A 17388-nucleotide genomic window follows, 5' to 3' on the forward strand; every position below is an offset into this window, starting at 1 on the left:
TTTTATTTTGCATTACTGATCATAGTGTTCTAAAGCCGCCGCGCGAATCAACGTCCACGCACTATTCGTCTGAAATTGGGTCGGGTGAACGGCTACTTTACTTAGGGCTTCCGCGTCATTGGCAAGTTGCCATGCCCGTGAACGGCCGCCAGCATGGCATACATCCAATACGTCCGCTTGATCTAATAAGTATTGTAGCAAAGTCGTTAAGGGTTTAGGGGACGCCACTAATTGTAGCGAAGTGACTTGCGCGGCCATCAACCAGCACCGCGCCTGATCGGCCAACCCCCGCAAACGGACGGCGCTAGTTTGACAGTTGTCAGTTGCGGGTTTGAAGGCCTGAATCGTTAAACTCAACAAGGCTGCCGCGACGTTCAGTAACGATGCGTGTTCCAGCACAGCTAGGTCACCTACCAAGTACCATTGCCGGCGAAGTCCCGGTGTGATTTGAAGGCCTTGCTGGTTTGCGACTTGGGCAATCTGATTGAGTAACCGCGAATAAGCCGTATGTGCTAACCGGTCATTCAACACTGCCAACGTTTCCTGTGGATAAATTTCACACGTCTCGTCATTCGGGTCCCAGACAAGCAAGTCGTAATCCGCACTATTTTGAACTGCCAATACGGCCGCCGTGGGATCTAATTGCCACTTCTCCGCTGGCTCAAAGTCACGACCGATCAGTTGTACTGTGTATTTACGCACCGTTATCACCCCCTCAAGTTTACAGCCCAGCTTAACACCTTACGGTAACTGTAAGGCAACCTAAAAACTTGGCCTTTTTTTATCACTCGTACGGGCAAATCTGTTTACAACCCAAGTGTTGATGATTAGACTAACAATAATGATTCAATTTAAATTGACAATCAAAAGGCTGGTTGACACCCTTAGGAGGAATTAAATTGTCCTACACAATTCAAGAAGTTGCTAAGAAAATGGCCATTTCTACTTACAGCATCCGGTACTACCATGACCACGGCATGCTCCCTTTCGTCAAGCGTGACGAAAACAACAACCGGGTTTTCGAAGACGTCGATCTTGAATGGTTAAACCTGATTATCTGCCTGCGTTCCACTGGTATGCCCGTCGAACGGATTCAACACTACTTAAAGCTTGTTCAGGAAGGTGAACAGACGGTCCCTGAACGCTATGAAATGATGAAGGTTCAGCAACGCCGGACCTTAGATGAAATCAACGATCTCCAAAATCATCTCAAGACTATTAATCATAAGGTCGATCACTACGCCGACGTTTTGATTAACAATAAAGTCGACACGATTGTTCCTTCCAATATGGAAGAAGCTGAAAAACACGAAGTTTACCAGGAAAACCCGTCGTAAATTTAAACATCCAAAAAGGACTTGAGAACGTTCACTGACGTTACCCAAGTCCTTTTCTAATTTACATTTAGCTTAGAAATGAATGTACTTAAGAATCACGAGGAAGTACACCAATATAACTACCGCGAGTCCGAGCGTTTCTAGTAAAGCAATCCACTGACCACCCGCAGTTCGGCCCCGTGGTCCAAAGCACAAGTAACCCCCACCACACAATACGGCTAACGTGCCAAGGTCTAAGCCCCAACTATGATTGAACATATAAACAAACGGGCCAATAATTGCTGCAACTAAGGCGACCCACTTAAAAATAACTAGAATTCGGCGTCCGAGACGCTTATCTTTTTCATCATATATTTCATGTTTAACTTTCTTTTTCTCCGCTGCCATTCCAACGCACCTCAATTTCACGTTCAATTAGATTAACCATTCTAGTATGCCGTAATTAGAGGTACTTTTCAAGAAGGCGCTTACTGGAACTTATTACAAAGAACGTCCCGGCTATGTGGGACGTTCTGCTTGCCGAAGGACGCTGCAATTTCACAGCGCCTTCACGATCTTTTTAATTAGATGGACTGGTTGCGACCACGCGCCAAGTGCTGCCATTTGAAAGGGATTGTTGTTCCAAGCTTCCCTGCGCGTTGACACGGAACCGACCGGCTAAGTGATCCGCTTCGGTACTACTATTTTCATAAACGTCAACGTAAACTAAACCTGACCGTTGATATTGCTGGAAAATAAAATCATCCTTAGTGACACTCGCGCCTTGATACTGCTTCTCGACTTGCGCCCAGGCCCAATTATTGACTTGCGTCGTTGTTAAATTATTTCCAGCCGTTGAACTGGTCGCCGTAGTACCGGATTGTGATGAACTCGTCGCAGCCGTTGAAGCCGACTTACTAGAGGCAGTGGTTGCGGTTTTACTTTCACTACTAGTACTTTCCCCACTGCTAGTCTTGGACTTTTCCGTGCTACTACTATCACTAGCTTCCGAACTACCTTTTTCAGCCGCAGCCTTGCTGCTAGCCTTACTACTAGTCACAACCGATGAGCTCACTTCTGACTGTGTCGAAGAAACGTGGTCACTCTTAGGCCAGAGGTACACACCGCCACCTAAAACAGCGAGGCCGGCGACCACGATGCTGCTAACTAACACCTTTTTCATAACTAATCAACTCCCCAAAAATTAATAGTTTTGATGCTAACTTAACAATACGCTACCTGGGGTCATTTTACCAACGATTACCTGAGTTAAACAAAAAACTTAACATTTCATTACAACAAAAAAAGCGCTCAGAAATTAATCCGAACGCTTCATTCACGGCACTGGTAAACCAGTGGGGGTGACATTCCACAATATCAGTGACCCAAGCACTCTGAAATACGTCAGAGAAACGTGCCCCGCTATCAATTTAGTCACTAGCCGCTCGCGCGGAACTTCCATTGCTGGAAATCTGACTTTATCGACTCATCGCATTCACTACCCTATCATCTTTGGTCACTAATTGCAAGCTAATCAAAAAAATCGCCACCTTGTTAGCACGCGGCTAACTGGGTGACGACCATCAGGCACAATGATTTGGCTTGGCTCCATATCATGAAGCTATCATACCGAATCACTGTAAAGATATCATTGATATTTTGTAAAACTTTCACCTAAGCGTCCGCTTCGGTGATTTGGTTTAATCGTTCAATTTGTGAATCAAGCCACGTTGTTAATAACTTGGCCGCACCGTCCTGATCAGCCAAGACGTCATCGGCCGTACCAAGCTCATCAATTCGTAATCCTGAAGGCAATGCTTCAGATTCCGCAATCATGTATAACCGGATTGGCATCGTTTCGTCAGCATCCGTTACTTTGCCGATTTCCGTCAAGTTAGCCAAAGGAAGGTTAATGACACTCGTCTCTAGCCAAAAGCTCACAGCGGGCTCGTGAGTAGTCGTCAGCGTTGCCTGTGCAAGCTGATCAGCGGCCACATCCTTCAAAAAGTTCGTCAGCCACGGTTGCACTTGCTTCGTCAACGTCTCATATTTTCCATCCAGAGTCGTTACGCTAAGCTTCTCAGCAGTGACATCATCAATAAATGCTTGTACGTTTCGTTGCATATTATCCCTCGTTTAGTTAGTTTTATGTCGCCAGCGTGTCAATAAGACGAGCGTGTAGAAGTTAATCCCCAACCCAATCGCGCCAATGACTTCCAATAACAACTTAATTTCCATTCCAGCCGTACTTTGATACCCCGCCATTAAGGCGTTGACTAGCCCTAATGAATAAATCAAGATAACGATTCCGAGGACGTAAAAGCCGAGCATTCGGTTTAAATACACTGCTAAGATTCCAACGAAATAGAGTACTAATGCAATTAAGAGCCCTTGCCACATTTCTGGTAATGAAATTAGTTTGGCTTGTAAGTGAAAATGGCTAATTGACATCATCCAATTGACGATACCGTAACAAAAAAAGGAAACAAACGCAAATGCGACTAAGCGAGTCAGTTTCAAAAAAACACTCCCGTTATTGGGCGATTAAATCAATAATGTCTGTCCGGGAAATACCGGTAAAGTACTGGTTCAAGTCAAGTGTTGCTAACTTCTCAGCAATCACATCATGATCATACCGGACTCCGGTCAACGCCTCTTCAACGTCGTGGACATCACCACTACCGAAGAAATCACCGTAAAATTTTATGTTCTGAATGCGCCCATCGTGCACTGACAAGCGGGCATCAATTGTCCCCATGTCAAAATGCTTCCGGCGCTTGACGGAGAATTCGGGTGATTTTCCGTAAACCCAATCCCAATTAGCATAATATTCTTCGTAAATTTTATCAATAGCCTTTTGTTGTTCTGGTGTGACGTGGTATTCCTTATCGGCAATCTGATCAAGTGAATCCACGTGGAAAAGTTCTTTCAATAAAGCATCTTGAAATTCCGGAACGGTGATTTCTTGATACTCAGGCGCCAAGTATGGCCGCAAATTAGTGACCCGACTCCGAACGGACTTAATCCCCTTTGATGCAATCTTATCAGTTGGAACAGTCAAAGCTTGGGGGACAACGTCTAAGTCCACGTTGAGCATCAACGTTCCGTGTGAGAACGTCTTGCCATTTCTGGAATACATCGCATTGCCAGAAAACTTCTTGCCGTCAACTAATAGGTCATTACGGCCACTGACCGTCGCAGTAGTTGCGCCCATGTCGTGCAAGGCATCAATGATTGGCTTCGTAAACGTCTTAAAATCACCAAATTCTTGGCTATCACTATCCACCACAAAGCTAAAGCAAAGGTTACCGAGGTCTTGGTACACCGCTCCCCCACCAGATAACCGCCGAGTAACTTGAATGTGATGGTCACGCACATAGTCCGCGTTAATTTCTTCCAGTGTATTTTGATTACGCCCAACAATGATGCAAGGTTCCTCGTAATAAAACAAGACTAACGGTTCATCAAAATCAACATTGTTCATTAAATACTGTTCGGTGGCTAAGTTGCGACCGATTTCGTGATCTTTCATTGCAACGTAATACATAGTGGATTCAGCTCCTCAGCTTTAAATTACTTTAATCATACAACAAGGCATAAAAAAGGACCCACAATGTGAGCCCCGTTTTGGAAGAATCATTCAAAATTTCGTGTGGAATTCTTCATTCCTCAAACACCATTGATCCACAATCCACATCCATGAACGTTCTGATTGGCGGCAACCCGCTCTCCGTGGATAATCCGTGCCATCAATAGATGGAGTTTGGCCAGCCAGTTATCCGAAATTAGCGGAAACGCTGTATACTGCACTAGCTATCACTTGACGGGTTTGTTACAACAATAGGGTAACGTTTGATACTGACCTGAGATTCTTCCGATAAGCCCAATATAGCACAGAATGTAAGCGATTGCAATAACGCTCAAAAAACAACCCGGCCAGCACATGCCAACCAGGTTGCCTGAAGTTAATGGCGGTCGTAATCGCCATCTATCTTACTAGCTAAATTATAAAACCGCCGGACGGATAAGACAACTTACTTGCTTACCGGACAATTGCGACATAGTGAATTGCACCGCTACGACTTAAGTATCGTAACCAAGTGTATCCTTCGGCTTTAACGGTACCATCATAATAGACGACGTCACCAGCATAATACTCACCGACAACCCCTGCCCGCGTCGTTGGTGCCGTGCGAATATTCGTCGTCGTTGTAAACCGGAAACTACCTTTTTGTGGCGTAACCCGATCTGCCTGACTCGTTACCGCACCGACTTCAACGTAGTGGCTGGCACCAGAATAAGACTGATACCGTAACCAGGTCTGACCATTAACGGTGACCTTAGCATTGTAATAAACCGTGTTACCGGCGTAATACGTGCCAACCGTTGCTGAATTACGGTCTGCCGCATTCTTAATCGCAGTCGTGTGGGTAAAGTGGTAAGCACCCGTTGCGGGTGTCACTACGGCCTGACTAAGATTTGGCCCTACGTTTGCTGGCGTAACTTGAACATAGTGCGTTGCACCGGAATAAGAAACGTAGCGTAACCAAGTTTGTCCACCGACTGTGACTTTAGCGTTGTAATAAACGCGTTCACCCGCACCGTAAGTACCGACCGTGTTGGAATTATTATCCGCCGCACTCTTAATTGCTGTATTTTGCGTAAATTGGTAAAATCCAGAAACGTTTTGAACTTCTGGCTTTGGTGCTGCAACCACGTCATCCCCACTGGTGGCCACGTAATGTGTCGCACCGGAGTAAGAAACGTAGCGCAACCAAGTCAACCCATCGGCCTGCACAGTGCCGTTATAGTTAACCTTTTGGCCAGCGTCATAGTGTCCAGCAATCGCCGCACCCTTTGAAGCACCGTTACGAATATTAGTATTGACCGTGAAGGTGTACGAACCGGTGCTTGGTAACGTATTACTTGGCGTCGTTGGTGCAACTGGACCTGGCGCTGGTGCTGGGGTGGCGTCCTTAATCATGACATAATGATTCATGCCCGAATAAGATAAGTATTGTAGCCACGTTTGACCATTTGCGTTCACTTTAGCATTGTAATAAACGGATTCGCCAGCCTCATAGGTCCCCACTACGGCTGAATTCTTATCAGTCGTATTGTGAATAGGGGTTGCTTGCGTAAACGTATACCGCCCACTTTCAGGCGTAACTTGACCCTGGTTGCCATTGTCTTGACCAGGTTGACCGCCCAGTGCTTCGCTATCCCAATCTTGTAAATAATAGCTGCGAATAACATTGATCAATGAACTAGCGTAATGCGGATCCGTCGCGTAACCATCTTGTTGTAATAACGCTGCCACGCGCCGATAATCCGTAACACCTAGTAAGTTCTTGTACCGTGGATTTTCAACCAAAAAGGCCCCGTGATCTTCAACACTCGCTGACCAATTTGGGTACTTCCGGAAAGCAGCTTTGACCGTAATGTAGCGATGACCATCCCACTCTTGCGTATTAAAAACAATCGATTGGCCGTTATATGACCCTTTGATACCAAACAGGTTGTTCCCCTTTTTGGCTAATTCTGAAGCACCCCAGCCGCTTTCCAAAATCGCTTGTGCAGCGGTAACTGAAGGTAACACCTGATATTTATGCCAACCTGCAATAGCGCCAGCTTTAATTTCATCTAAAAAGTATTGCTGTGGGCTAACCCGAGCCGTCACCCGATCAGCTTCAGCCACATAAACTTCTGGTTGCGGTGCTGGCGTAGCAGCCACCGGTGCCGTAACCAAGGTTTCAGCTTCTGGTACTACCGCATGACTGGCAACACTAGCGACGCTGCTTTCAGTTGCCACAGCACTGTTTGCATTTGCAACACTAGTAGCACTGGCTGCTACGCTAGTTGCTGTACTTGCTGTCGCACTTGTGGCCGCACTGGCCTTGACACTTGCAACACTAGCCGCCGTACTTGCTTCCGCAGCACTCGCTGCTAAGCTTTCAGCGTTGTTAGCCAAACTAGTTGGTGCTGAAGCTTTAATTTGAGTATCGCTACCAGCAGCTGCAGCTGATTTACTTACGGAACTGGAACTAACCTGACTAGCTGGCGTCTCTGCACTGGTTGCACTGGTTGCGCTACTAGCACTAGTTTGACTTGTACCCTCAGCACTCTGAGCAACGCCCGACTGTGTTCCGCTAGTAGCTTGGCTACTTGCTTGTGAACCAGTCGTTTGCTGGCTTAGCGTAGTGGTTACGAGACGTGTTTGGTTGGCCGTTCCAGTAGCCGTGGATTCATAAGTTGTTTCTGTCACCGGCTCAACCGTCTCTTGATTATTCGCCGGTTTAGTCGTCGTATCCGCTTTACTGAGCATCGCTGGTAGTAAGGCAGTGCTTAACATAAGAGAAGCAACAATTTTAGTCATTCCCATTTTCAATTCTAAGTCCCCAAACTTTCTGTAAAATCTGACTTTCCCAACAACAGTTAACTTTAAAACCCAAACCTGTTAAACCCTTTTTAGTACAATCCCTAAACTACACCGTTATGGTATCATTCTAACTTATCATCTTCAAATCACATATTTACATATTGTTTTATTTATATTACATTTTTTACATTTGTTAATACCGTGTCTATAATGCCATTAGTTAAAAATTAATATCATTCGTTTATCAATTTATTGACATTCTAAAAATATGTACTTATCAAGCGATAATCAGCTACTATTTTATATAATTTATTTGATATCATTCATTTAAAAAATATTACAGTCATTTTTAAAATAGTTGAGTAGGCACAATTATTTGTAACCAAAAAGTTAAATTAGATCTCGAAAATAAAATTACTAGTTATAAATTTTCATATTTTTTATGCTAGTTTACAGAATCTCTGGTCTAAAAGACTTACAGGCATCCGATTTAATGCTAAAATAAATGTAATATTAGCCATATCAAACGGGGGTAACCATAATGCTACAACAATATCAAAATATCTTGGTACCAGTTGATGGCTCCAAAGCCACTGAAGAAGTTTTAAGACGCGGCATTGAAGTTGCGAAACGGAACAAGACCCATCTAGACATTCTCAACGTACTAGAAGTTAACCAGTTCAGTGACACGTACGGTGGCGCTGTAAGTGGCGACGTCATTTACAAACTATCTGAAGACGTGCAAAAGCGGTTGGAAGAACTGAAACAACGCGCAATCGATGCCGGTGTCACCGATGTTGACATGCACATTCGTTTTGGTAATCCTAAGACGGTTATCGCACGTGAATTCCCAGCTGATCATCATAATCAGCTCATCATGATTGGGTCAACTGGCCTTTCAGCCGTTGAACGCTTAATGGTCGGCTCAGTCACGACTTACGTTAGCCGTAATGCGGTTTGTGACGTTTTAATCGTCAAGCCAGTCCAAGCATAATTATGTTAATAAAAACATCAAAAAAAGTTTGAGACACCCGTCTCAAACTTTTTTTCTAGTATCAATCCAAAACCTAACTTTTGAATGAAAGGTCGATCGCCAATGCACTGGACTTTTAATCTAATAATTCCGGCTAATTTAGCCCACCAGACGGTTCGCGACTGTCTAAGGGCCTGGCTGATTCCGAAACGGATTCAGGGACAGTTACGTCAGAATCGCCGGATTTGGTTGAATGGAACGACCGCTTCCGTTGCGAGTTCCGTCAACTTAGGAGACCAGCTACGACTCGATTTTGTCCCCAGCGACTTTCGAACGCCCGTCTCAAGCTACTTGCCAGATACTTCCCGTGTGGTCGATATTTTATTTCAAAATCACGACCTACTAGTCGTTAATAAACCCGCCGGCATCAAGTCACATCCCAATCAACCTGGCGAAGTTGGTACCCTACTCAATTTTCTAGCAGCCATGCTCCCTGAAAAAATGGGCGCACCTTACATGGTCCACCGTTTAGATCAGATGACCTCCGGCGCAATGATCGTTGCGCTGAACCCCGTGGTCGTCCCAATTTTAGACCGTTTAATCAGTGAAAAACAGATTCACCGCACATACTTAGCCTGGGTCCGGGGACACTTTGACTCCCCCACCGGTCATTTCACGGCACCAATTGGCCGTGATCAAACGGATAAGCGCAAACGCTGGGTCAATACCCCGGATGCCCAACCCGCTTTGACTGACTACCAAGTTCTGCAAACAACGGCTCACCAGTCCCTAGTTCAACTTGAGCTCCATACCGGTCGAACCCACCAATTACGAGTACACCTTGCGGCCAGTCAGCACCCCATTATTGGCGATCCATTATACGACGCACAAGCCGCGAATGCGCCCCGTCTGCTATTACACGCCATTAAAATCCACTTAGTCTTGCCCTTTGAAGGCCGGCAAGTGAGCGTTGTCGCACCGCGGCCAGCGGTTTTTGACCAGCCGGATGAAATTGAAACCTTTTAACCGCTACCCGACGGAACGATTAATTTAATACAACCAAAAACAGGCGATTTAGCGGAATTCAATCCCATTAAATCGCCTGTTTTATAATGACTTAATTAAAGTAACTGCTTATTTCAAACCGTGCCATTGCCAGTCATTAACTTCTGGCAAATCAGTCCCGGCATCACGAATATAAGCATTGTGCTTTGCTAACATGTTGTCCATGTCCTGTACAAAGGAAGCGCCCTTGTCGACCATTTCTGGTTGAACGGCAATTGCGGACTTCGCAATGTCAAAGCGATCCATCTGGTTCATCACACGTACGTCAAATGGCGTTGTGATGTCCCCGTTTTCACGGTAACCATGAACGTGTAAATTATGGTTGTGACGATCGAAGAAGATGTCTCGTACTAAGTCTTCATAGCCGTGGAATGCAAAGACAACCGGCTTGTTCTTAGTAAAGTAATGGTCAAATTCTTCGTCAGACAACCCACGAGGATCTTTCTTAGGACTACGTAGCTTCAAGATATCGATGACGTTGATAAAACGAATCTTCATATCTGGGAAGTTATCATGCAAGATCTGAATTGCAGCCAAAGTTTCCAACGTTGGTTCCGTACCAGCCGCCGCAAAGACGATATCTGGTTCGCTACCTTGGTCAGTGCTTGCCCAGTCGATGATACCTAAACCATTGTCAACCAACTGCTTAGCTTCATCAATACTGAACCATTGCTGACGAGGATGCTTAGACGTGACAACGTAGTTAATTTTTTCTTGGCTACGTAAGACAACGTCCCCAACGGCTAACAAACTGTTAGCATCGGCTGGCAAGTATTCGCGGATGTATTCCGGCTTCTTTTCAGCCAAATGAGTCAAGGCACCTGGATCTTGGTGGGTGTAACCATTATGGTCTTGCTGGAAAACAGTTGAAGCCGCAATGATGTTGAGTGACGGGTACTTTTTACGCCAGTCAAGTTCATTGGCTTTCCGCAACCACTTGAAGTGCTGGGTCAACATTGAATCCACGACCCGTAAGAACGCTTCGTAACTGGCAAATAAACCGTGCCGACCAGTTAAGACGTAACCTTCTAACCAACCTTCAGCTTGATGTTCGGACAATTGCGCATCCAAAATCCGGCCTGCTGGTGCTTCGTATTGGTCACTGTCTGGGTGAATATCTTCCAACCATTGACGGTTAGTTGCTTCAAAAATCCCATATAAGCGGTTAGACATCGTTTCATCAGGCCCGAACAACCGGAAGTTGTCTGGGTTCTTCTTGATGACGTCACGCAAATAGTCTGACCATACAATCATATCTTGCTTAACGTTTGCGCCACGCTTGGTCGTATCAACAGCGTAATCGCGGAAATCTGGTAAGTTCAAGGCTTTAGGGTCAACCCCACCATTGGTGATTGGGTTAGCAGCCATTCGACTTTGACCTTGTGGGATGATGGCTTTGATATCATCCTTCAAAGTCCCATCTTCGTTAAATAATTCTTCTGGCTTGTAAGACTTCAACCAGTCGACTAAGGCGTCAGCGTGTTCCATGTCGTTTTGATCAACAGGAATTGGAATTTGGTGCGCACGGAATGAGCCTTCGATCTTTTCGCCATCCCATGATTTAGGACCAGTCCAACCCTTTGGTGCACGGAAGACGATCATTGGCCACATTGGTAAGCTTGGGTCGTTGTTTTCACGCGCGTTCTTTTGAATTGCTTTGATCTTTTCAATGGCTTCATCCATTGCTTTAGCTAATAGTGGGTGAACCTTTTCAGGATCGTCACCTTCAACAAAGATTGGTTCCCAGTTCATGCTTTCGAAGTACTGCTTGATTTTGGCATCAGGTGTCCGACCAAAGATAGTTGGGTTAGAAATCTTAAACCCGTTTAAGTTCAAGATTGGTAGTACGGCCCCATCGTTGATTGGGTTGATGAACTTCGTTGATTGCCATGAAGTTGCTAATGGCCCAGTTTCGGATTCCCCGTCACCAACAACGACGGCGGCAATTTCATCTGGGTTATCTAAGATCGCACCAGTACCGTGTGAAATTGAGTAACCGAGTTCGCCACCTTCGTGGATTGAACCTGGCGTTTCGGGTGCGGCATGTGAGGCAACCCCACCTGGGAATGAGAATTGTTTGAAGAGTTTTTGCATCCCTTCAACGTCTTGCGTCATTTCAGGATAGATGTCGGTATAAGTGCCGTCCAAGTATGAGTTTGAAACCATGACTTGGCCACCATGACCGGGACCTTCGACGTAGAACATCTTTAAGTTGTACTTATTGATAACCCGATTTAAATGGGCATAAATAAAGTTTTGACCCGCAATTGTACCCCAATGGCCAATTGGATGGACCTTAACGTCACTTGCCTTTAAAGGCTGTTGTAATAGTGGATTATTTTTTAGGTAAAGTTGACCAACTGAAAGGTAGTTTGCTGCCCGCCAGTACTTGTCTACTTCTTGCAAATATGCTGGTGATGAGTAATCTGTTGCCATTTCAAAACACTCCTTAATTTGCGATTTGATCGATTTCCATGAGTAACTGTTATCGTTTACAGGTTCTATTCTACCAACTTATTTAAAAAAATCAACCTTTTTGTTAATTGGGACGGTCCAATTTTAAAATTCAGCTAAAAAAAACGAGCCCGACCCTTGGTGGTGACCCGTTTTCGCATATCATATTTTTTTAAAAATTTAGTTTAATTGCATAATCTTTGACTTAACTACCGTTATCCTTACCCATTCGTTGAGACAAAGGTCGTATACTTCATATAACGGTAGTGCAACCGCATATTCGAGACTTCAAACGGTGTCCCATCATCTAAGAAAAAGATTCCACTCATCACCCCAACGGGTTCAACTGGCTGCAAGTTTAATAACTGCTGATCCTCCGCATTTGAACTGTCCGCAGATATCGATAGAAACGACTTCGTTACGGCTGAGTGTAAGGTCTTTTGAACATAGTTAAAAATTGAACCACTGACAACTTGCCGATTTAATTCTGGAACTAACTTGATGGGAATGTAGCCCGTCTCAATCATAAACGCCTGCTCATCAAGTAAGCGCAACCGTTTAATCTCATATACAAATTCGTCTGGCGCCAAAAACAAGTCTTGTTGCAACTCTAGACTTGCAGGAATGACCTGAAAGTCTAATAATTGAATACTAGGCTTAGCCCCTTCCGTATTCAAACTATCAGTAATTCCTAAGTTTGTGCCTTCATATTTAAATGAAGACTGATTTTTAAGATATAATGGATTAATAAACGTTCCTGATCCACGTTTTTTGAAGATCAAGCCTTGGTTCGCCAGCACGTTTAATGCACGTTTGATGGAACTTCGGCTAACCTGATATTGCTCACTAAGACTCCGTTCATCTGGCAACTTTTTATCGCTAAATTCGTTGGCCATAATGCGTTTATTGAGGTCGGTGATAACTTGTTGGTAGACTAAATCTGCCATCATAATCCCCCCTTATCGTAGATTTCTTGCCTTCAGTATAGCAGAGTTTTAGGGCTTTGGGTAAATTGCACCGGTCCATTTTTAAAATTGGGTCGCATTTTATAATTAAGAGGGATAGATATGTCGAAAAAAAGTAAGAAAAAAGATCAATTAGGTAAGACACTCGTCGAGAAAATTCTCGATAAAGCTAATATTAGTTACCAGCAGTATGAATTTCCCACCGAAACTGAGGGCGACGTTGAACAATTACAAGTTGACCACCTCGGTGTCGATGAACATCATATTTACAAGACGCTGGCGCTAATTGGCAATAAAACGGGGCCCCTTGTCGGCGTACTTCCCATAGATGAACATCTTAGCTACAAAAAATTAGCAAAACTTTCTGGAAACAAAAAAGTGGGCATGATTCCTTTAAAGGATCTTGAACGTACCACTGGTTACCAACACGGGGCCAATACGCCCGTTGGTATTTGGGAAACTAAAAAATTCCCGATTTTCATCAACGAGAGTGCTAAGCAACAGGGCCACATTTTGGTTTCTTCTGGCAAAATTGGTCGTTCGATTGAAATTGATGCCAACGATTTACGTAAACTCGTTCATGGCACCTTTGGTGAACTAACGGAGTGATCATGTGAAAGAACTTGTTGAAAACAACTTATTGGTCCTCCTAATTACCCTTGGTATTCCCGGTGGCTTCGCCGGCCTGCTAACATTCATTAATCGCCGTAGCAAGGCGAACCTCGTGAATCATTTTGGGATTAACAGTCAAGTTTACTGTGGCTTTTTAGGGATCATGCTCCACGAAATCAGCCACCTCATTTTGGCCATTATTTTCAGGCACGGTATTCAGTCGGTGCAATTGCTCAAACGACCACACCTCCACCCGAATACCGATGATGCTGACGACCTCGCGCTTGGCTACGTCAACCATACTTGGAACCGTCACGACCCCTATCAGGTCATTGGTAACCTGTTTATAGGGATTGCACCGATTTTTGGCTGTACCGCGGCTTTGCTCGGCCTCGATCTCTGGTTAGCACCCGGGCTTGCCCAATCCATTTTGAAGCTGGCAGAGACCCCGTCACGACCAGATTGGTCTGGCAGCTGGCAAGCTTTAGTTTCAACACCGGTTGGGTGGTGGCAAGCGTTACTCCTACTCTTCTTAACCGTTACGATCGTGCTGGGCGGGTTCGACCTTAGTCCGGCCGACTATGAAAACAGTGCCGTTGGCCTATACAGTACGTTCGGGGTGATCGTCGTGGTGACGACCATTCTGACGTTACTCGGCATTACTAGCTGGATTCAAGTCTTAGTTTCTTGGGGATTCACCCTCGCAATTATTTTGTGTTACTCCTTGATCGTGTCACTGATCGTCATGTTGATCACTCAGATTTTGACTAACCGCGCTTAAATAAAAAAGGTATTTCAGAAATTTGTCTCATTTCTGAAATACCTTTTTTATTATCATTGTTTTAAAGGACTGCTGCTTTACTCGTCATCCGCCGTCCATTCAGCTTTAAATTGATCCACAAACGCGTGCATCACGGCCGTTCGCCGTTGCGCTAACGCCTGAGCTGCCGGAGTATTCATCAAATCCGCCAGTTTGAACAGCTTTTCATAAAAATGGTTGATGGCCGTTCCTGGTTGGTTGCGATACTGTTCCTTGGTCATGTGCAAGCGTGGCGCCACCTTTGGATCATAAATCTTTTCGCCAACGTGTCCTGAATAGTAGAGTGCCCGGGCAATCCCAATGGCCCCAATCGCATCTAGTCGGTCCGCGTCTTGCACAATTTGACCTTCTAAACTCAGTTTTTGAAGACCGCCAAATGACTTGCTAAAGGACATGTGGTCAATAATATCAAAAATGGCCGCTTGATCATCATCGGATACCACCAACGTCGTCAACTTTTCCGCAAGCGCCGCGTGGGCCTTTTGGGGGTCAGTCATCAACTTATCATCGATCACATCGTGCACCCAAGCCGCCGCTAGCGTAAGATTCAAGTCCGCCCCTTCGGCGATTGCTAACCGCCGCGCAAGCTGATTGACCCGTTGCAGGTGATCAGTTCCGTGACCACTGTGATCCTGCGCTAACCGGTCTAACGCGTACGCTTTTATTGCTGTTAACTGTGTATCCGAAATCATTTTATCATCCTATTCTTGAGTTTGATAATAAGCCCGTAATTTTTTGATCGTGCCCCGGCTAAATGATAAACAATCCCCATTTAGCATATTGACGTGCCCCTTGTTGAAGTCAACGGTCACTACTTTGTCCAAGTTTAACGCGTAACTCTGGAAGTCATTAAAGAAGTGTGCCGTGGTTAACTGGGCCTTAATCGTATTCAAATTTTTATGCACAATGTAAGCCTGACTATCAGTCACAATCCGCGTCGTGCGGAGACCGTGGATTTTCTCACAGTAGAGAATATCCGTAAGCTTTATCGTTAATAATAACGCGCCACTGTGAATCGTCAAAGTTGGTTCTGGGATGGCCTGTAGCTTTGCCAGCCGTTTTTTGATTACCTGCAACACTTGGCGAACTTGCGGAATGAACCGGTCACGGTCAAACATATTTGTTTTTGAAATAAACCCCGTGGGCGTCGTCATCGCACTCAACGTCTCCGGCATCATATCATCACGAATCGTGACGTAAACAATGAAACCATCCGGATCATAGTCACGGATTTTGGAGGCTAACTGAATCCCATTAATTTCACGCTGGAGCACGATGTCTAAAAAATAGATGTTTGGACCAGTGCTCGCTTTAACGGTTGCCAACACATCGGCCGGCTGCCAAGCAGACGCTAACTCGTAGTTAAAATGTAAGTCATCTAACTGCGCTGCGATGATGTCGTTTAACCAGAGACGCTGCGGTTCCTGATCGTCGCTGATAAACACCTTCATTAATATCACTCTTTCTCATCGTTAGATTATTTCCCGAACGTATCAGACGGCTCAATACGTTTAATTAAATAACCGTTTAGATTGTTTACAATTGTCTTTTTTACTCTTTAATCATACTAAAGCAGTCTGCTAACGGCAACTGAAAACGGAACGTTGACTGAATTATTACTTCATCAGTCACTCCGTTCCGCTGCAAAAACTTATTTTTCAATTTGTTGTGGTTGAACCTGAGCTTGATTGATCCGTAACAGTTCGTCAGTTCGCAATTTGTTAACAATTAACTGTGCCGCAGCAACGGTTAACCCCCCACTAGGATCCTGATCAGAAATTGATACCGGTGCATCCAGATGGTGCAGTTGCGCTGTTAAAGCCGTAATAAAACTATCATACGCCCGTTTAGGATAACCAGTGGCCGTTACTTGATCGATTCCCTGACGAATCTTATCTAGCGGATAACTGGGCTTTAACAGACTAATGACAATAATGTCTGCCAGCTGCATAATCTGGTACTTTTTCTTGATTGGTGACAAGATGACTTTGTGTTTCACGTAATTATTGATCATCGCCGCAGTAACCGGATCAACCCCTAGTGGTTGTAACGTTTCGTTGATCAACAATAAGACTTGGTCCATATACAAATCAAAATTAGGTAACTCCGTCCATTTAGGTAAAATCACCTTTTGCATGCGTGCTTGCCAATCCGCGTAAGTCCGTTCATTTGCCATCCGAACCCCTCCTAACATGTTAGTATTATTATATACAGATTATCTAGTCTTGTAAACTAGGTAAGCTTCAAAACCAGTTTATGCTAAGAATATGGTATTATTTATGGGTTGCAACAAATAATTAGAAAAGTAGGTCCGATTTAATATGTACGAAATGACAAAGAAACTCCGCGTTGGTGACGACGTTAAGGAACGAATTCCTCAAGCTGTAATTGCCGGTTTATGGGACCGACTGAAAGCCATGCGCTCAGAAAAGTTATTGATTGATTCAACGATGGCCGTTATGTTTAGTGATGACTATGAAGATGATAAGATCTTTTTCATGACCCTACAAAAGGCTGGGGCGTTTGCCAACGAATATGAAATGGCCTATGACGGTCCTAAAAACTTTCTTGGTAAGGGTACGATCATTATTTTCAAGGACCGTCCCCGGACGATTCAAATGAGCATCTCAGATGCCAATAAGGAAGCTGACAAAGCAGCTGCTGACAGCGACACCACTTCAAAAGACTAACTCAAGCGACATCAAGTTTAATAAAATGCGACTAAAAAACAGCCATCAAAAATACTGATTGCGATAATCCCTTTATGGTTGTCAGATGAAATACAATAATTCATCTGATGATTA

General features: G+C 44.6%; 18 protein-coding genes. 6 read left to right on the forward strand and 12 right to left on the reverse strand.

All coding sequences use genetic code 11. The annotated features are described in order from the left end of the window. Window positions 1-12 precede the first annotated feature (12 nt). On the reverse strand, window positions 13-702 hold the full coding sequence (locus tag IV64_RS13895) for a hypothetical protein (RefSeq protein ID WP_057708005.1): 690 nt from the start codon (window positions 700-702) through the stop codon (window positions 13-15). A 197-nt stretch (window positions 703-899) separates the two neighbouring features. Here IV64_RS13895 and IV64_RS13900 point away from each other — a divergent pair, with 197 nt between their 5' ends. Further along, window positions 900-1337, forward strand: a complete 438-nt coding sequence (locus IV64_RS13900; RefSeq protein WP_057708007.1) for a MerR family transcriptional regulator — start codon at window positions 900-902, stop codon at window positions 1335-1337. A gap of 72 nt (window positions 1338-1409) precedes the next feature. Here the strand turns inward: IV64_RS13900 and IV64_RS13905 are convergent, their stop codons facing one another. The 6 genes from IV64_RS13905 to IV64_RS13930 form a co-directional block, all read right to left on the reverse strand. Continuing rightward, window positions 1410-1724, reverse strand: a complete 315-nt coding sequence (locus tag IV64_RS13905; protein ID WP_057708009.1) for a hypothetical protein — start codon at window positions 1722-1724, stop codon at window positions 1410-1412. Window positions 1725-1896: 172 nt separating this feature from the next. Beyond that, window positions 1897-2499, reverse strand: coding sequence for a hypothetical protein (locus IV64_RS13910; protein WP_057708011.1), 603 nt, complete (start codon window positions 2497-2499; stop codon window positions 1897-1899). A gap of 491 nt (window positions 2500-2990) precedes the next feature. Continuing rightward, window positions 2991-3440, reverse strand: a complete 450-nt coding sequence (locus tag IV64_RS13915; RefSeq protein WP_057708013.1) for a hypothetical protein — start codon at window positions 3438-3440, stop codon at window positions 2991-2993. A gap of 12 nt (window positions 3441-3452) precedes the next feature. After that, a complete protein-coding gene (locus IV64_RS13920) occupies window positions 3453-3836 on the reverse strand; it encodes a hypothetical protein (protein WP_057708015.1) in 384 nt (127 codons plus the stop codon). Between the two features lie 13 nt (window positions 3837-3849). Beyond that, a complete protein-coding gene (locus tag IV64_RS13925) occupies window positions 3850-4863 on the reverse strand; it encodes a lipoate--protein ligase (protein WP_057708017.1) in 1014 nt (337 codons plus the stop codon). Window positions 4864-5358: 495 nt separating this feature from the next. Beyond that, complete coding sequence (locus tag IV64_RS13930; RefSeq protein ID WP_057708019.1) at window positions 5359-7704, reverse strand: SH3 domain-containing protein; 2346 nt, start codon at window positions 7702-7704, stop codon at window positions 5359-5361. A gap of 532 nt (window positions 7705-8236) precedes the next feature. Here IV64_RS13930 and IV64_RS13935 point away from each other — a divergent pair. Further along, entirely contained in the window at window positions 8237-8689 is a 453-nt protein-coding gene (locus IV64_RS13935; protein WP_057708021.1) for a universal stress protein, read from the forward strand. 102 nt (window positions 8690-8791) lie between these two features. Next, window positions 8792-9694, forward strand: a complete 903-nt coding sequence (locus tag IV64_RS13940) for an RluA family pseudouridine synthase (RefSeq protein WP_057708024.1) — start codon at window positions 8792-8794, stop codon at window positions 9692-9694. 108 nt (window positions 9695-9802) lie between these two features. On the opposite strand, the gene IV64_RS13945 is transcribed toward IV64_RS13940, so the two are convergent. Both IV64_RS13945 and IV64_RS13950 read right to left on the reverse strand, forming a co-directional pair. Beyond that, window positions 9803-12169 carry a phosphoketolase family protein gene (locus IV64_RS13945; protein WP_057708026.1) on the reverse strand — a complete coding sequence of 789 codons (2367 nt, stop codon included), beginning with the start codon at window positions 12167-12169 and terminating at the stop codon, window positions 9803-9805. A gap of 239 nt (window positions 12170-12408) precedes the next feature. Next, window positions 12409-13134, reverse strand: a complete 726-nt coding sequence (locus IV64_RS13950) for a GntR family transcriptional regulator (protein ID WP_057708028.1) — start codon at window positions 13132-13134, stop codon at window positions 12409-12411. Between the two features lie 120 nt (window positions 13135-13254). Here IV64_RS13950 and ybaK point away from each other — a divergent pair, with 120 nt between their 5' ends. Further along, window positions 13255-13761, forward strand: a complete 507-nt coding sequence (ybaK, locus tag IV64_RS13955) for a Cys-tRNA(Pro) deacylase (RefSeq protein WP_057708031.1) — start codon at window positions 13255-13257, stop codon at window positions 13759-13761. A gap of 4 nt (window positions 13762-13765) precedes the next feature. Continuing rightward, window positions 13766-14545, forward strand: a complete 780-nt coding sequence (locus IV64_RS13960; RefSeq protein WP_057708032.1) for a hypothetical protein — start codon at window positions 13766-13768, stop codon at window positions 14543-14545. A gap of 77 nt (window positions 14546-14622) precedes the next feature. Here IV64_RS13960 and IV64_RS13965 read toward each other — a convergent pair whose 3' ends face one another. From IV64_RS13965 to IV64_RS13975, 3 genes are all read right to left on the reverse strand, one after another. Then, entirely contained in the window at window positions 14623-15276 is a 654-nt protein-coding gene (locus IV64_RS13965; RefSeq protein ID WP_057708034.1) for an HD domain-containing protein, read from the reverse strand. Window positions 15277-15285: 9 nt separating this feature from the next. Then, on the reverse strand, window positions 15286-16035 hold the full coding sequence (locus IV64_RS13970) for a LytR/AlgR family response regulator transcription factor (protein WP_057708036.1): 750 nt from the start codon (window positions 16033-16035) through the stop codon (window positions 15286-15288). A gap of 200 nt (window positions 16036-16235) precedes the next feature. After that, window positions 16236-16760, reverse strand: a complete 525-nt coding sequence (locus IV64_RS13975; RefSeq protein ID WP_057708038.1) for a DUF1836 domain-containing protein — start codon at window positions 16758-16760, stop codon at window positions 16236-16238. A 145-nt stretch (window positions 16761-16905) separates the two neighbouring features. On the opposite strand from IV64_RS13975, the gene IV64_RS13980 reads away from it, so the two are divergent. Further along, window positions 16906-17274, forward strand: coding sequence for a hypothetical protein (locus IV64_RS13980; protein ID WP_057708041.1), 369 nt, complete (start codon window positions 16906-16908; stop codon window positions 17272-17274). Window positions 17275-17388: the final 114 nt, after the last annotated feature.

The organism is Lactiplantibacillus xiangfangensis, assembly GCF_001438845.1.
In the GTDB taxonomy this organism is placed as follows: domain Bacteria; phylum Bacillota; class Bacilli; order Lactobacillales; family Lactobacillaceae; genus Lactiplantibacillus; species Lactiplantibacillus xiangfangensis.

What these genes read in the sequence shown, in the direction of transcription:
- IV64_RS13980 (WP_057708041.1), top strand. Translation starts at nt 16,906, where the DNA reads ATGTACGAAATGACAAAGAAACTCCGCGTTGGTGACGACGTTAAGGAA.
- IV64_RS13965 (WP_057708034.1), bottom strand. Translation starts at nt 15,276, where the DNA reads ATGATTTCGGATACACAGTTAACAGCAATAAAAGCGTACGCGTTAGAC.
- IV64_RS13940 (WP_057708024.1), top strand. Translation starts at nt 8,792, where the DNA reads ATGCACTGGACTTTTAATCTAATAATTCCGGCTAATTTAGCCCACCAG.
- IV64_RS13945 (WP_057708026.1), bottom strand. Translation starts at nt 12,169, where the DNA reads ATGGCAACAGATTACTCATCACCAGCATATTTGCAAGAAGTAGACAAG.
- IV64_RS13910 (WP_057708011.1), bottom strand. Translation starts at nt 2,499, where the DNA reads ATGAAAAAGGTGTTAGTTAGCAGCATCGTGGTCGCCGGCCTCGCTGTT.
- IV64_RS13950 (WP_057708028.1), bottom strand. Translation starts at nt 13,134, where the DNA reads ATGGCAGATTTAGTCTACCAACAAGTTATCACCGACCTCAATAAACGC.
- IV64_RS13915 (WP_057708013.1), bottom strand. Translation starts at nt 3,440, where the DNA reads ATGCAACGAAACGTACAAGCATTTATTGATGATGTCACTGCTGAGAAG.
- IV64_RS13925 (WP_057708017.1), bottom strand. Translation starts at nt 4,863, where the DNA reads ATGTATTACGTTGCAATGAAAGATCACGAAATCGGTCGCAACTTAGCC.
- IV64_RS13970 (WP_057708036.1), bottom strand. Translation starts at nt 16,035, where the DNA reads ATGAAGGTGTTTATCAGCGACGATCAGGAACCGCAGCGTCTCTGGTTA.
- IV64_RS13935 (WP_057708021.1), top strand. Translation starts at nt 8,237, where the DNA reads ATGCTACAACAATATCAAAATATCTTGGTACCAGTTGATGGCTCCAAA.
- IV64_RS13905 (WP_057708009.1), bottom strand. Translation starts at nt 1,724, where the DNA reads ATGGCAGCGGAGAAAAAGAAAGTTAAACATGAAATATATGATGAAAAA.
- IV64_RS13975 (WP_057708038.1), bottom strand. Translation starts at nt 16,760, where the DNA reads ATGGCAAATGAACGGACTTACGCGGATTGGCAAGCACGCATGCAAAAG.
- ybaK (WP_057708031.1), top strand. Translation starts at nt 13,255, where the DNA reads ATGTCGAAAAAAAGTAAGAAAAAAGATCAATTAGGTAAGACACTCGTC.